Source organism: Brevibacterium sp. FME17 (genome assembly GCF_014897515.1).
Taxonomy (GTDB): Bacteria; Actinomycetota; Actinomycetes; order Actinomycetales; family Brevibacteriaceae; genus Brevibacterium.
Genome location: NZ_JABUYD010000018.1, coordinates 47,186 through 60,454, shown reverse-complemented (window position 1 = coordinate 60,454; position 13,269 = coordinate 47,186). Strand labels below are relative to the sequence as shown.

The window sequence follows — 13,269 nt, the reverse complement described above, 5'->3', positions numbered from 1 at the left end:
TGGTGGGTCCGGCGCACCTGTGGTGCACTTGGTGCATGAGCTTCGACGCACGCCACATTTCGCAGACAGTCCGTCGGGATCCCTCCGACGTCGCGGTCTTCGCCGGCAACCCGGCCAATCTCCCGCAGTGGGCGGCCGGCCTGAGCGACGGCATCCGCAACGAGGCCGGGCGGTGGATCACTGATTCGCCGATGGGTGAGGTCGAGGTCAGCTTCCGGCCCGGCATCGAGTTCGGGATCCTCGACCACGACGTGATCTTTCCCGACGGAACATCCGTGCACAATCCGCTGCGGGTGCTTCACAACGACGACGTCAGCGAAGTCGTCTTCACCGTCTACCGCCGCTCGAATGTCAGCGACGAGGAATTCGCCCGCGACACCGCTGCCGTGCAGAAGGACCTTGAACGACTCCGTGATGTCCTCGAAGGCTGACCGATCGGAGGCCTCCCAGCAGGCTGATTCCACCATGAGGTGGGGTCACAGGTTCATCAACGCCGCCATGCGCACCCTGTACTTCGGTCGCATCCATGTCCTCGACCTCAGCGATGAGGACGCCGCAGGCAGCGCGAACCAGCGTCCGCGCCTCATCATCTCCAGTCACCGCAATGGTGCCATCGACGGCCATCAGGTGCTCGCCGCGTTCCCGCGAGCGCAGTTCCTCATCTCGATCCAGCTCCTCCGCAGCTGGTTCCTTCGTCTCTTCATCGCCGGCATCCCCGTCGTGCGCCCCAAGGACGTCGAACGCTACGACCTCGATCCCACCTCGGTGGCCAGTCCGGTCGAAGCCGGCACTGCACACCTTCGCCGAGGCGGTGACCTCGGCATCTTCCCCGAATCCAGCAGCGAATGGGGCCACCGACCCCAGCCCTACAAGTCGGGTGCCGCCCGCATCGCCTGCACCCTCATCGAGGAGAGCCTCGACCTCGAGATCATCCCGGTCGGCCTCTTCTATTCGACCCCTGACCGGTTCCGTTCCCGCGCCGAGGTGGTCCGCGGGAAATCGATCACGATTCCTGACCGCAATGGCCAGGATCGATCCGTGTGGGAGGCCCAGGTCGCCTCGGCGCTGAAAGCGGCCCTCGATGACGTCTCGGTGAACTGCCCCGATGAGGCCACCTTCGAACGGATCCAGGCGGAGGCGCTCACCACCGCCCGACACACTGCGAGCGGATCGGCCACGTTCGCGCGGGCCTTCCTCGATCTGCAGAACGAAGCTGCGACTCCCCCGACCAGCTCCGTCACCAGCACAGATACCAGCACCGTTGCGGCACATGCAGCGACCGACACACACGTGGCTGACGATGGCCGTGGGGGTGTGAGTTCTGCCGTGAAGGTCCTGCGCTGGGTCGGCCTCACACTCATGTGGCTCTTCGCTCCGATACTCGGGGCGGCTGCTTTTGCCGGATCGCGCGCGGACGGTCGCAATACTGTCACACTCTTCCGCCTCCTCGGTGGCTTCGCAGCGGTTATGGTCTGGATACCGGTACTCATCGCTGCCGCGTTCTTCTGGCCCCTGGTCATCGGAATCGGCATCGTCAGCGCGGTCTGCGGCTGGCTGCTTCTTGGTCTCCGTCGCGTCCGTCTGTGACTCGGCCGTCCCCTGTCCCTTCGATATCCGCCCTCATCTGCGACATCTCTAGGAGCTCTCGTGACTCTCACTCTCGGCTTCACCGATCCCCTCGCCACCGAACTGGCGACCAGCGGCGGCAAGGGCGCCAGCCTCGCGAGGTCCGCGCAGAACCTGCCCGTGCCCGGCGGTTTCATCGTCACCGCCGAGGCCTACACCCAGTTCGTCGCACCTCTGCAGTCCCGAGTCACCGAGCTCATGGACACCCAGCACCCCGCCGAGGCGATCGGCGATCTCATCCGCAGCACCCCTGTCCCCGATTCGTGGCTTGCCGACTTCGCTGCAGCGGCCCAGGCTGCGGGCCTGAGCGATGAGGCTGTGGCAGTCCGCTCCTCAGGCACCATGGAGGATCTGCCCGGTGCGGCCTTCGCCGGACAGCACGACACCTACCTCGGCGTGCGAGGGACTAAGGCCATCGCAGAGGCGGTGCGAGACTGCTATGCCTCCCTGTGGAATCCGCATGCCTTCCGCTACCGCCAGCAGCTTGGTGTTGACCAGCTGGATGCGAAGATGGCCGTCGTCGTCCAGCTCATGGTCGCGGTCAGCGCCGAGGAGGCTGCCGGGGTCGCGTTCTCCGTCGACCCGGTACGTGGAAACACGGGCGAAGTCCTCATCAATGCGGCGTTCGGCCTGGGCGAGACCGTCGTCGGCGGGGAGGAACCGGTCGACGAATTCCGGATCGCCCGCGCCGACGGCACCCAGATCGCGTCCGAGATCGCGGACAAGCCGAAGGCTCTCGTGATGAGCGAACCGGCCGAACCTAGCGAACCGGACGGTCACGGCCATGCGAGGACGACGGTCATCCACCTCGGCGAGGATCAGCGTACTCGTCCCGCTCTGACGCCCGAGCAGGCCCAAGCAGTGGCGCAGCTGTCTGTGCGGGCCGAGGATCATTTCGGTTTCCCTCAGGACATCGAGTGGGCCTTCAACGGTGATGACCTCTTCCTTCTGCAGTCCCGTCCGATCACCCGCGTCGCACCTCGGTGGACTAGAGATGAATCCGCGGAACGATTCCCCACCCCTGTGACGCCTCTGACCTGGGACCTCGTCGAGGCGGGGTTCCATTACTCGCTCAATCACAGCTTCGACCTCATGGGTCTGCCGCCGTTTGACGACAAATGGTTCGTGATGCGTGACTTCTACATATATGGCAATCAGACGGCCGTCGACCTCTACGCTGGCCGGCTGCCGACGAAGATGCTCTCCAGCGTCGAAACCATCACCGAATCTCTGCCGGAGATCGCCTCGCAGTTCGGCTGGGTGCAGGAACTGCCGGTGCGGTGGATGCGTGATCTCGACACGTACCTCATGGGCATCGGCAGGCTCTCCCACGAACCCTTGGAGGACAAGTCGCTGGCCCAGGTGTGGGACCATGTGATCGCCATCAGCGACCTCGGCACCGAGTATTTCCGCCCCAATATCGCGATCTCTCTGACGCAGCAGACTCTCTACGGTGCGCTCTCTCACATGCTCGAGATTGCTGTGGACAAGGAGACGGCGCAGCTCGTATTCGAGCGGCTGCTGGCCTCGACGGAGACGAAGACCTCCCAGGTCAACGCCGAGCTCTGGGAGCTTTCACGCACTGTGCGCAGCAATCCCGAGATGGTGTCGACGCTGCGCAGCAATACAGGAGAGGCGGGACTGGCGGTCCTCGATGATTTCCCTGCCTTCTTCGACGAGTTCGCGACCTTCCTGGCCAAGCACGGCCACCGTGAACTCGATTTCGACGCCTACCATCCGACCTGGGTCGAAGCCCCGCATATCGTCCTCGATCAGGTTCGCCTGCTGGCCGACCGCGAGACGAACGCCTCGGCGGACTCCGACTTGGAGCGCAAGGTCCTGCAGGCTGAGACCGAGCGGGCCGTGATCAATGCCGCCCCGGAGAAGCTGCGCTATCTGGTCCAGGAGGTCATCCGACTGGCACGTGCATACACGGCTCTGGATGATCTGGAGCATTACCAGACCACGCGGCTGACCCTGCCGATGCGCCGGGCTCTGTGCGAGCTGGGTCGAAGGCTCGTCGACCAGGGTGTTCTCACCGATCCCATGGACGCCTACTTCATCAACTTCGAGCCTCTCGACGCAGCGATCCGTGCCACGGAAGTCGGCACTGGGCGCGGTGATGGCCAGCTCTCCCCTGCCGAGGCGCTGGCGGGTCTGACTGGGATCGCCGAGAAGAACAAGGCCGGGTATCAGGAAGCGGTTGAGAGGACTCCCGAATGGGAGCACGGTCGTGCCTCCGAGGTCGGCGATGACACGGACGGTGACTTCATCAAGGGAACTGCCGGCAGCCCCGGCGAGGTCACGGGCGAAGTCTTCGTCGTCCACAGTCCCGAGGACTTCTCGTCCTTCCCGGATGGTGCGATTCTGGTCGCTCGGACCACGAACCCTGCATGGACCGCCCTGTTCTATCAGGCCAGCGGCATCATCACGGAAAGCGGCGGAGCACTCTCCCACGGCGCGGTCACGGCCCGTGAACTGGGCCTGCCCGCAGTCATGGCTATCCGGGATGCCACCAGCCGCTTCACCTCGGGCCAGACGGTGAACGTCAACGGCAGCAACGGCACGGTGACACCGAACTGAGACCCGCCTCGGCGAGCCCAGCATCACACCGCTTCGAGAGCCTCCACGGGGCTGATCGACGTTGCCGCGCGCGCCGGGGCACGACTGGCGGCGAGCACAGCCAGAAGCGAGCCGGCGACGACGGAGATGATTACCCACCAGGGCACGGACGGTGCGAAGATTCCGGTCAGCGGGGACAGCAGAGACAGCGCACCGATCCAGCCGAAGACGATGCCCAGAGGCACCGCGACCAGGCAGGCCGTCACGCTCAGCTGCATTCCTTCGGCCACAATCATGCGTCGCACCCGTCGCGGCGTCTGACCCAGCGCCATGAGCAGACCGATCTCCTGCGTGCGCTGTCGCACGGAGAGCATGAGTGCGTTGGCAACTCCGATGATGGCGATGATGACGGAGAAGAGGACCATCCCCAGGAAGAACAGCATCGTTTGGTCGATGATGGTCTTCAGCACAACTTCGAAGCCTCCCCACCCTTCGTCACCGAGCGATTCGGCGTACTCGAGCAGCTGGTCCCTGAACGTCGTCATGGCTGTGGCGAACATGACGATGAGAGTGATGCCGATGACGAGACCGATGACCGTGCGTGCATTGCGGGTGGGGTGACGAGCGATCGTAGAGGCGGCCAGGCGTGAGGTTGCGGTGCGGCCGAGCAGCCACCCGGTGAGCGCCTGCAGAGGTGGGAGGATCCAGGGGTTGCCGACGATGACGCCGACGAACGTCAGCATCGCACCGAGTGCAACGAGCAGCACCCCCGCAGCACTCACCGTGTTCCCACTGGCGGCGACGATGCCGCTGATGAGAAGGGTGATTCCCATGGACAGCAACATGAGTGCGCCCGTCAGTGCTCCCATCGATGCCCGCACGTCCTCTGGCCGGCGCTCGACCGCCTGCGAGGTGGCCTCGATCGGAGAGATGCCGGTGATGCGACGGGCCCCCAGGTACGCGGAGAACCAGGTCACGACGATGGTCGCGGCACCCGGCAGGAACATCATCGGAGTGAACAGCTTGGGCTCCTCGGTGATCCGAGCGCCGAGGTAGGCCGTCGTTGCCAGTGCGAGTGCAGTCGAGACGAGGACCGCACCGATGGCACTGGGGATCGAGACCAGCAGTCCCTCTACCGAGGCGGCTCGACGCAGCCGTGCAGAGGAGGCGCCGATGAGCCTCAGCAGCGCCAGCTGGCGGCTGCGACCGGCGATGATGATGGAGAAGGTATTGGCGATGACGATGCTCGAGACGAACAGTGCGATGAGGAAGAAGACCAGCCCCACCGTTGTGAGCAGACCTTGAGCCGTGTCCGATTCCGCGATGATCTTCGCTGAAGACATCCAGGCTGTGAGGATCTCGATGCCCTGCATGATGACAGTGCCGAAGAGGGCAGCGATGAAGACGACGAGGAAGCTGGGGGCGAACTGGCGCGGGTTGGTCCGGATCTCCCGCATCGGGTTCATCGGCGCCCTCCAGCCTCGACGGCCTCGGCCTGCGCGTCGAGATCGAGCATCGTCTGCGCGATCACTTCGGCACTGATCGTGTCATTGAGTTCGGAGACGGGCGTGCCGTCGGCGATGAACACGACGCGGTCGGCGTGGGCAGCCACAAGCGGATCATGGGTGACGAGGACAATCGACTGACCGAGCTCGCGAACGGCCTCGGACATGATGGCCATGACTTCACGCCCCGATCGGCCGTCGAGGTTGCCGGTCGGTTCGTCGGCGAAGAGGATGTCCGGTCGGGTGGCCAGAGCACGGGCGATGGCCGTGCGCTGCTGCTGTCCGCCCGAGATCTCACCGGGCCGATGCTTCAGCCTGTTGTCCAGGCCGAGTCGTTTGATGATGCTGGAGATCCAGGTACGTTCGTCGGCATTGGGCTTGCGGTCGTCGAGTTCGAAGGGCAGCAGAATGTTCTCCCTGACCGTGAGAGTCGGCACCAGGTTGAACGCTTGGAACACGAAACCGATCCGCCGCCGCCGCAAGGTGGTCAGGTCGTCCTCATGCAATCCGGTGATGTCCCGTTCGCCGATGTGCACCGTGCCCGAGCTCGGACGATCGAGTCCGGCGAGAACGTGCATGAGAGTGGATTTCCCCGAACCCGAGGGGCCCATGATGGCCGTCAGCCGGGCGGGAGCGATATCGAGAGACACCTGGTTGAGAGCGACCAGCGCCGCCCCATCGGGATCAAAGACCTTCGAGACATCACGAAGTTGAGCGATGGGCATCGGTGAAGCTGTCGTCATGGTGTCCCTACATTGTTGCGTAACACTGCCTCATCCAGACTAACGATCATCGACGGCAAGGAACATGGGTTCTGACTGACCAGTAGGTGTGAGCCGCCTGCATGCTCGGCCATCCGCGCAAGCCGCTGCCTTCGCGACCTGCGGATATGCCTAAGCGCTTCGGCGGGCTTCCAGATTGGGGTTATAGGTCAGATTGCAGGCATGAAAAACACGTGTGGCCCGGAACAAAATGTTCCGGGCCACACGTGTATCAGTTCAACGCACTCGCTGCGCGCCGATGAGAATCAGATGGGACTCAGTCCTCTTCTTCTTCCTTCTTCTCGACGACCAGTGTCTCAGTGGTGAGAACCAGTGCGGCGATCGAAGCGGCGTTGCGCAGTGCCGAGCGGGTGACCTTGACGGGGTCGATGATTCCAGCGCCGATGAGGTCGCCGTAGGAATCGGTGGCGGCGTTGTATCCCTGGCCCGACTCGAGGTCGGTCACCTTGGATACGACGACGTAGCCGTCCTGGCCAGCGTTCTCAGCGATCCAGCGCAGAGGCTGGACGACGCCGCGCTTGACGATGTCAGCACCGGTGGCTGCGTCTCCGGTCAGGCTCAGGTCGTTTCCGGCCAGAACCTTGGAGGCGTGGATCAGAGCTGATCCACCGCCGGCGACGACGCCCTCTTCGATGGCTGCACGGGTAGCCGACACTGCGTCTTCGACGCGGTGCTTGCGTTCCTTGAGCTCCACCTCGGTGGCGGCGCCGACCTTGATGACTGCGACACCACCGGAGAGCTTAGCCAAGCGCTCCTGCAGCTTCTCGCGGTCCCAATCGGAGTCGGTGTTGTCGATCTCGCTGCGGATCTGGGCAACCCGACCGTTGACGTCCTCATCGGAGCCAGCACCATCGATGATGGTGGTGTTGTCCTTGGTGACGGTGATCGTGCGGGCGTTGCCGAGCTCTTCCAGGGTGACCTGGTCGAGCTTCATGCCCATGTCCTGGGTGACGACCTGGCCACCGGTGAGGACGGCGAGGTCCTCGAGGATCGCCTTGCGGCGGTCGCCGAAGCCGGGAGCCTTGACGGCGGCAACGTTGATGATGCCGCGCAGCTTGTTGACGACCAGCGTCGACAGAGCCTCGCCTTCGATGTCCTCTGCCACGATGAACAGAGGCTTTCCGGCCTGCTGCACCTTCTCCAGCACAGGGAGGAGCTCCTGGATGTTGGAGATCTTGCCCTGGTTGATGAGGATGAGCGCGTCGGAGAGCACAGCTTCCTGGCGATCAGCATCGGTCACGAAGTGCGGCGAGAGGTAACCCTTGTCGAACTGCATTCCCTCGGTGATTTCGAGTTCAACAGATGCGGCCTGGGATTCGTCAATCGTGATGACGCCGTCCTTGCCCACCTTGTCGAAGGCATCGGCAATGAGCTTGCCGATCTCTTCGGACTGAGCGGACAGACCGGCGACGTGTGCGATCTCCGAGGAGTCGGCGACATCGCGGGCGATGGTTCCGAGTTCGGTGGAGACAGCCTCGACGGCAGCTTCGATTCCGCGCTTGAGGGCACCTGGTGCGGCGCCGGCGGCTACGTTGCGCAGACCTTCGTTGACGAAGGCCTGTGCCAGGACGGTCGCGGTGGTGGTTCCGTCACCGGCGATGTCGTTGGTCTTGGTGGCAACTTCCTTGGCCAACTGAGCGCCGAGGTTTTCGTATGGGTCGTCGACCTCGACCTCACGAGCGATGGTCACGCCATCGTTGGTGATTGTGGGTGCGCCCCACTTCTTGTCGAGAACAACGTTGCGGCCCTTGGGTCCCAGCGTCACCTTGACGGTGTCCGCGAGGATGTTCACACCCTTTTCGAGTGCACGACGGGCCTCGTCGTTGAATTCCAGATTCTTAGGCATTCGTCCTCCTGTCAGTGAAGTAGTTGTTCAGGGGATTCAGCCGATGACGGCGAGCACGTCACGAGCCGAGAGCACGAGGAACTCTTCTCCTGCGTACTTGACTTCGGTGCCGCCGAACTTGGAGTAGATGACCTTGTCGCCAATGGCCACGTCGACTGGGACGCGGTTTCCGTTGTCAGCAACGCGGCCTGGGCCCACTGCGACAACTTCGCCTTCCTGAGGCTTTTCCTTGGCGGTTTCGGGAATGACCAGACCACTGGCGGTAGTCTGCTCTGCTTCGACCTGACGGATGACAATCCGATCTTCGAGTGGCTTGATGGAGACCGACATATCGGGCCCTCTCCCTTCGCTGGGGTTCAATTCTTCTTTGAGTCAGACGGCGGCGTGTGCCATGATCCCCTCGTCGTCGCGGGTGCCGAGTGGATCGACCGTCTCATTAAAACTGGCACTCGCTGAGTGCTAGTGCTAATTCGACTTTAGAACGCTCTTAGCACTCGGTCAACTCGAGTGCCAAGGATTGTCCACGCTCTGGGCGAAACCCCAGGAAAGGTACCCGAGCACGGCTGCACTGTGGTCCACGCACTGCCCCTCCGAGGCAAGCAGACCCCAGCTCGCGGATCCGAACTCGCAGACCTCAAACGGGTGGTAAGTCCTGCTCGAAATCGGGTCAATTTTCGACCAGGAGTTACCGACCGTAGGGCCGACCGTAGGCGTCCCCGGTCTCACGGAACGGATACAAGTGCGGACCCCGGGAAGCCCCGGGGTCCGCACTTTATGTCGCTTACTTCAGATCAGCGGCTGCGCTCTGAGATCAGGCGCACTGCCACTGCCCCCAGCCTTCTTGAGCCTGCAGCTTCTTGGCACGCTGGAACTGCTCCTGCGGGCTGGCGTCCGAGGGATTGCCGCTGCCGCCCATGGAGTGCCAGGTCTGAGGCAGGAACTGGAAGAGACCGAAGTGAGTGCCGTTCGAGGCCTTCGGGTCGAAGTTCGATTCGCACTCAACGACCGAGTACCACTTCGATCCCGGCCCACCGAGCATGTCCTTGATCTCCTGGGTGCTCATGTTGCCACTGCTGGAGCCCGAGTCACCGCCGCCGGTGCTCTTGTCACCATCGTCGGAGCCGCCCGAACCGTTGTCACCGGTTCCGGCATCCGATCCGCTGCTGGAATCGTCTGGCTTCTCAGCTGGAGCTTCCTTCTTCTTGGTGCCCTGGATGACGACCTTGGTCTTGGGCTCGGAGAGGACCTTCTCGCCCTTCTTCTCCTTCTTCACCTCATCGCCATTAACGGTCTTGACCTTGTAGGAGACCTGCTTCTGGCCTTCCTTGCCTTCGTCCTCGACCTTCGTCTCACCCACGTAGAGGGAGTCCGACTTCTTGGTCTCGGTCTTGGGCTTGATGGCCTGCTTTTCCTTGACGGTGTCGTTCTTCACGCGGTTCACGGTGAGAACCTGGCCGTCGGAGACTTTGGAGCTGAGGGGGACGGACATGAAGTCGTCCTTGTCCAGCTTCAGCTTGGTTTCAGCGAGGGCTTCCTTGGCGGTGCCCGCTGCGGCCGAGACCTTGTGATCCTTGCCGTCGGCAACGATTGTGAGGTCCTTGGCGGTCGTCACATCGATGTCGTTGCCTTCATCTTTGAGCTTCTGATTCGGCTTCGCGCTGAGGTCGGCGCCCTTCGCGTCCACACCGAGGTCGGCCAATGCCTGACCAACAGTGTTCGCGTGCGTCACCTCGTCGCTCTTCTTGCCGTCGACAGACAGTGAAAGTTCCTTCGCGGTGTTGACGGTGATCGTCATATCCCGCGATATCTTCTTGTTCACGCCTGGTTTGATCTGATCGCGCTTCTCGATGTCGAGGTCGCGGCTGTCGAGGACATCCCCCACGGTGCCACCGAAGGTCCGAACTTCCTCGGACTGACCATTGACATCCAAGGTCACTGGCTTGTTCATGGTTACCACGGCGCCCGTGCCACCCACGAGTCCGGTAATCACAACCGCCTGTGCAGCAATCTGCACTTTGCGGTTCTTAAGAAAATCAATCACAAAAATATCCCTGGGGCAGAGGTCATCAACTCATCCACTGTAACCGATTCGTTACAAGTTACGCAAAACATTACAAACATGTAACGGCGAGGACCCGTAAGCTGGCCCTCTGACCAGGACTTCCCCGTGTTTCCGGGCTTCGTCACAATCGTGACATTCACCCTCCGAGGTGGCCAATCAAGCGTCAGGCTCACCCCCGCCGAGGTTGTCGTTCAGTCCCAGCAGCTGCAGTTCAGTCCCAGCTGCCGAGTGCGGTCTCTGCGTTCTTCCACACTGCGGAGCAGAGCTCGCCTTCATCCATACCGCGCACCTCGGCGAGTTTGCGTGCCGTGACTGCGGCCAAGTACGGACCGCCTGGCTTACCGCGGTGCGGGTGCGGGGTGAGGAATGGAGCATCGGTCTCGGTCAGCAGCAGTTCAAGTGGTGCTGCAGCTGCGGCACGGCGGAGTTCATCCGCGTTCTTGAACGTGAGGTTCCCGGCAAACGACATAAAGTAACCGGCAGCGGCGCATTCCCGGGCCATCGACTCGTCGCCGGAAAAGCAGTGGAAGATGGTGACCTCGGGAGCACCTTCCTCCTTGAGGATGCGCAGCACATCGGCGTGGGCCTCACGATCGTGGATCTGCAGGGCCTTGCCCGTGCGTTTGGCGATCTCGATGTGAGCGCGGAAGGAGCGCTGCTGGTCGGCGACACCCTCTTCACCGGTACGGAAGTAGTCGAGTCCGGTCTCCCCCACCACGCGCATGCGGTCGTTGGAGGTCACGAGTGACTCGATCTCGGTGAGTGCGTCGTCGAGCATTCCTCGCTCGGCCAACCTCGGCGCCTCGTTGGGGTGCAGTGCAGCACCGCCGAGCATCCACGAGCGACCATCTTGTGATTGCTGCGTGACCAGCTCGGTCGTCCACCGTGCGGCCGGGAGGTCGCAGCCGATCTGGACGATGCGCTGGACGCCCGCCGACTGGGCGGTGTCGAAGAAGAAATCGAGGCTCGGGAACTCTTCGTCCTTGTCAGGCCTGACTTCGGGCTCGGGTTCGCCCGCACCCAAGGGCAGTCGCACACCCGTGCAGATGTCGAGATGCGTGTGGGTGTCGACGACCGGGTGGGCAAGTGGTTCAGGCACCGGAGGATAGGTTCCGGCGGCGCGTGAAGCCATTATTCGGTCTCCTCCACGAACTTGGGGAACACCGGGACCGGCTTCGGCAGTGGGGTGCCAGCCTCCAGTGGGAAATCGATCGCGGCGAACGAACGAGGATCCACCTCGGCGGCATTGACACCGTTCTCGGCCGACGCCGCGGCCATCGGTGCGATTCCTGCCGCTGCGGCAGCGGCACCTGCGGCCACGCCGACTCCGGCACCTACGGTCACAGGGGCCATCGCCTCGGCGCCGGTACCGTTGTCAGTCGCCGTCGGGAGCACCTTCGCGCCGGCCTCACCAGCACCTTCTTCGACGCCGAGGAGATCGAGGATCTGGCCGGCGGAATCGGGCATGACGGGCTGGATGAGGATCGAGATGATGCGCACGACCTCGATCGTCACCCACAGCACTGTGGCCATGCGATCCGGATCGGTCTTCTTCAGCTTCCAGGGTTCCTGGGCGGAGAAGTAGCGGTTGGCCTCGGACAGGACCTTCCAGCAGGCCTCGACGTAGAGGTGAAGTGCCTGGGTGTCGACGTGGCGGCGAGCGGTCTCGGGGACGGCGCGGGCCAACGCGAGGAGCGCTTCGTCTTCTTCAGTGAGGTCACCGGGCTGTGGAACCTGTGCGTCGCAGTTCTTCGCGATCATCGACAGCGAGCGCTGGGCGAGGTTGCCGTACTCGTTGGCGAGGTCGGAGTTCTTGCGGGTGATGATCGAGTCCTTCGTGTAGGACCCGTCATTGCCGTAGGAGAACTCGCGGAAGAGGAAGAATCGCAGGGTGTCGAGGCCGAATGCGTCGACGAGGTCGATGGGATCGACGACGTTGCCAACGGACTTCGACATCTTCTCACCGGCGTTGAAGAGGAAGCCGTGGGCGTGGACGCGCCCCGGCAGCTCGATGCCGGCACTCATCAGGAACGCGGGCCAGTAGACGCTGTGGAAGCGGATGATGTCCTTGCCGATGATGTGCACGTCGGCGGGCCACCACTTGTCTAGGCGCTCCTGGTCATCGGGATATCCGGCGGCGGTGAGGTAGTTCGTCAGGGCGTCGATCCACACGTACATGACGTGCTTCTCGTTGCCGGGCACCGGCACACCCCAGTCGAAGGTGGTGCGCGAGACCGAGAGGTCCTTCAGGCCAGAGGCGACGAACGAAGCGATCTCGTTGCGGCGGGAGTCCGGGCCGAGGAATTCCGGGTGGGTCTCGTACAGGTCGAGCAGCTTGTCCTGGTACTTCGAGAGGCGGAAGAAGTAGGACTCCTCTTCCGTCCAGGTCACCTCGGTGCGGGTCTCGGTCGAGAGGCGGACGCCGTCGACGACCTCGGTCTCGTCCTGCGTGTAGAAAGCCTCGTCGCGGACGGAGTACCAGCCGGCGTAGGTGTCGAGGTAGATGTCGCCAGCCTCTTCGAGCTTGCGCCAGATCGCCTTGGACGCTTCGTAGTGGTCCTCGTCGGTGGTGCGGATGAAGCGGTCGAACGTGGAGCCGAGCGCGAGCTGGGTGTCGCGGAAGTTCTTCGCGTTGTCGTCGGCGAGCTGCTTGGGCGTGATGCCAAGCTTGTTCGCCGCCTGCAGCATCTTCAGACCATGCTCATCGGTGCCGGTTGCAAAGAACACCTCGTGATTGTCGAGGCGCTTGAACCGCGCGATCGTATCGGCCGCAATGTACTCATATGCGTGACCGATGTGGATGGCCCCATTGGGGTAAGCGATAGCTGTCGTCAAGTAATAACCCATAGGTCACACAGTCTAAGGGACGCCGCGGCGTGGGCACGC

General features: G+C 63.0%; 10 protein-coding genes. 3 read left to right on the top strand and 7 right to left on the bottom strand.

Annotation, left to right across the window (positions count from 1 at the left end):
- The first annotated feature begins 35 nt into the window (after positions 1 to 35).
- From INT40_RS15200 to INT40_RS15190, 3 genes are read left to right on the top strand one after another with little or no spacing between them, the layout of a single operon-like run.
- Positions 36 to 431, top strand: coding sequence for an SRPBCC family protein (locus tag INT40_RS15200; RefSeq protein WP_193096428.1), 396 nt, complete (start codon positions 36 to 38; stop codon positions 429 to 431).
- Positions 400 to 1,587, top strand: a complete 1,188-nt coding sequence (locus INT40_RS15195; RefSeq protein WP_193096427.1) for a hypothetical protein — start codon at positions 400 to 402, stop codon at positions 1,585 to 1,587. The genes INT40_RS15200 and INT40_RS15195 overlap by 32 nt, the downstream gene beginning before the upstream one ends.
- 60 nt (positions 1,588 to 1,647) lie before the next feature.
- The gene (locus tag INT40_RS15190) at positions 1,648 to 4,209 is read left to right on the top strand and encodes a PEP/pyruvate-binding domain-containing protein (protein WP_193096426.1); all 2,562 of its coding nucleotides are present in this window, start codon (positions 1,648 to 1,650) and stop codon (positions 4,207 to 4,209) included.
- Between the two features lie 23 nt (positions 4,210 to 4,232).
- Here INT40_RS15190 and INT40_RS15185 read toward each other — a convergent pair whose 3' ends face one another.
- The 7 genes from INT40_RS15185 to metG form a co-directional block, all read right to left on the bottom strand.
- Positions 4,233 to 5,654 carry an FtsX-like permease family protein gene (locus tag INT40_RS15185; protein WP_193072984.1) on the bottom strand — a complete coding sequence of 474 codons (1,422 nt, stop codon included), beginning with the start codon at positions 5,652 to 5,654 and terminating at the stop codon, positions 4,233 to 4,235.
- Complete coding sequence (locus INT40_RS15180) at positions 5,651 to 6,436, bottom strand: ABC transporter ATP-binding protein (protein WP_193096425.1); 786 nt, start codon at positions 6,434 to 6,436, stop codon at positions 5,651 to 5,653. Before INT40_RS15180 ends, INT40_RS15185 begins: the two co-directional genes overlap by 4 nt.
- Positions 6,437 to 6,731: 295 nt before the next feature.
- Positions 6,732 to 8,321, bottom strand: a complete 1,590-nt coding sequence (gene groL, locus INT40_RS15175) for a chaperonin GroEL (RefSeq protein WP_193096424.1) — start codon at positions 8,319 to 8,321, stop codon at positions 6,732 to 6,734.
- A 36-nt stretch (positions 8,322 to 8,357) separates the two neighbouring features.
- Complete coding sequence (groES, locus tag INT40_RS15170; protein ID WP_009883265.1) at positions 8,358 to 8,651, bottom strand: co-chaperone GroES; 294 nt, start codon at positions 8,649 to 8,651, stop codon at positions 8,358 to 8,360.
- Between the two features lie 481 nt (positions 8,652 to 9,132).
- On the bottom strand, positions 9,133 to 10,269 hold the full coding sequence (locus tag INT40_RS15165) for a resuscitation-promoting factor (protein ID WP_226831444.1): 1,137 nt from the start codon (positions 10,267 to 10,269) through the stop codon (positions 9,133 to 9,135).
- A 325-nt stretch (positions 10,270 to 10,594) separates the two neighbouring features.
- Entirely contained in the window at positions 10,595 to 11,515 is a 921-nt protein-coding gene (locus INT40_RS15160) for a TatD family hydrolase (protein ID WP_193096422.1), read from the bottom strand.
- Positions 11,515 to 13,230 carry a methionine--tRNA ligase gene (gene metG / locus INT40_RS15155; protein ID WP_193096421.1) on the bottom strand — a complete coding sequence of 572 codons (1,716 nt, stop codon included), beginning with the start codon at positions 13,228 to 13,230 and terminating at the stop codon, positions 11,515 to 11,517. The genes INT40_RS15160 and metG overlap by 1 nt, the downstream gene beginning before the upstream one ends.
- Positions 13,231 to 13,269 lie beyond the last annotated feature (39 nt).

Bases quoted from the DNA above. Each gene is read 5' to 3' on its own strand.
- INT40_RS15165 (WP_226831444.1), bottom strand. From the start codon at position 10,269: ATGAACAAGCCAGTGACCTTGGATGTCAATGGTCAGTCCGAGGAAGTT.
- INT40_RS15200 (WP_193096428.1), top strand. From the start codon at position 36: ATGAGCTTCGACGCACGCCACATTTCGCAGACAGTCCGTCGGGATCCC.
- INT40_RS15185 (WP_193072984.1), bottom strand. From the start codon at position 5,654: ATGAACCCGATGCGGGAGATCCGGACCAACCCGCGCCAGTTCGCCCCC.
- metG (WP_193096421.1), bottom strand. From the start codon at position 13,230: ATGGGTTATTACTTGACGACAGCTATCGCTTACCCCAATGGGGCCATC.
- groES (WP_009883265.1), bottom strand. From the start codon at position 8,651: ATGTCGGTCTCCATCAAGCCACTCGAAGATCGGATTGTCATCCGTCAG.
- INT40_RS15160 (WP_193096422.1), bottom strand. From the start codon at position 11,515: ATGGCTTCACGCGCCGCCGGAACCTATCCTCCGGTGCCTGAACCACTT.
- INT40_RS15180 (WP_193096425.1), bottom strand. From the start codon at position 6,436: ATGACGACAGCTTCACCGATGCCCATCGCTCAACTTCGTGATGTCTCG.
- groL (WP_193096424.1), bottom strand. From the start codon at position 8,321: ATGCCTAAGAATCTGGAATTCAACGACGAGGCCCGTCGTGCACTCGAA.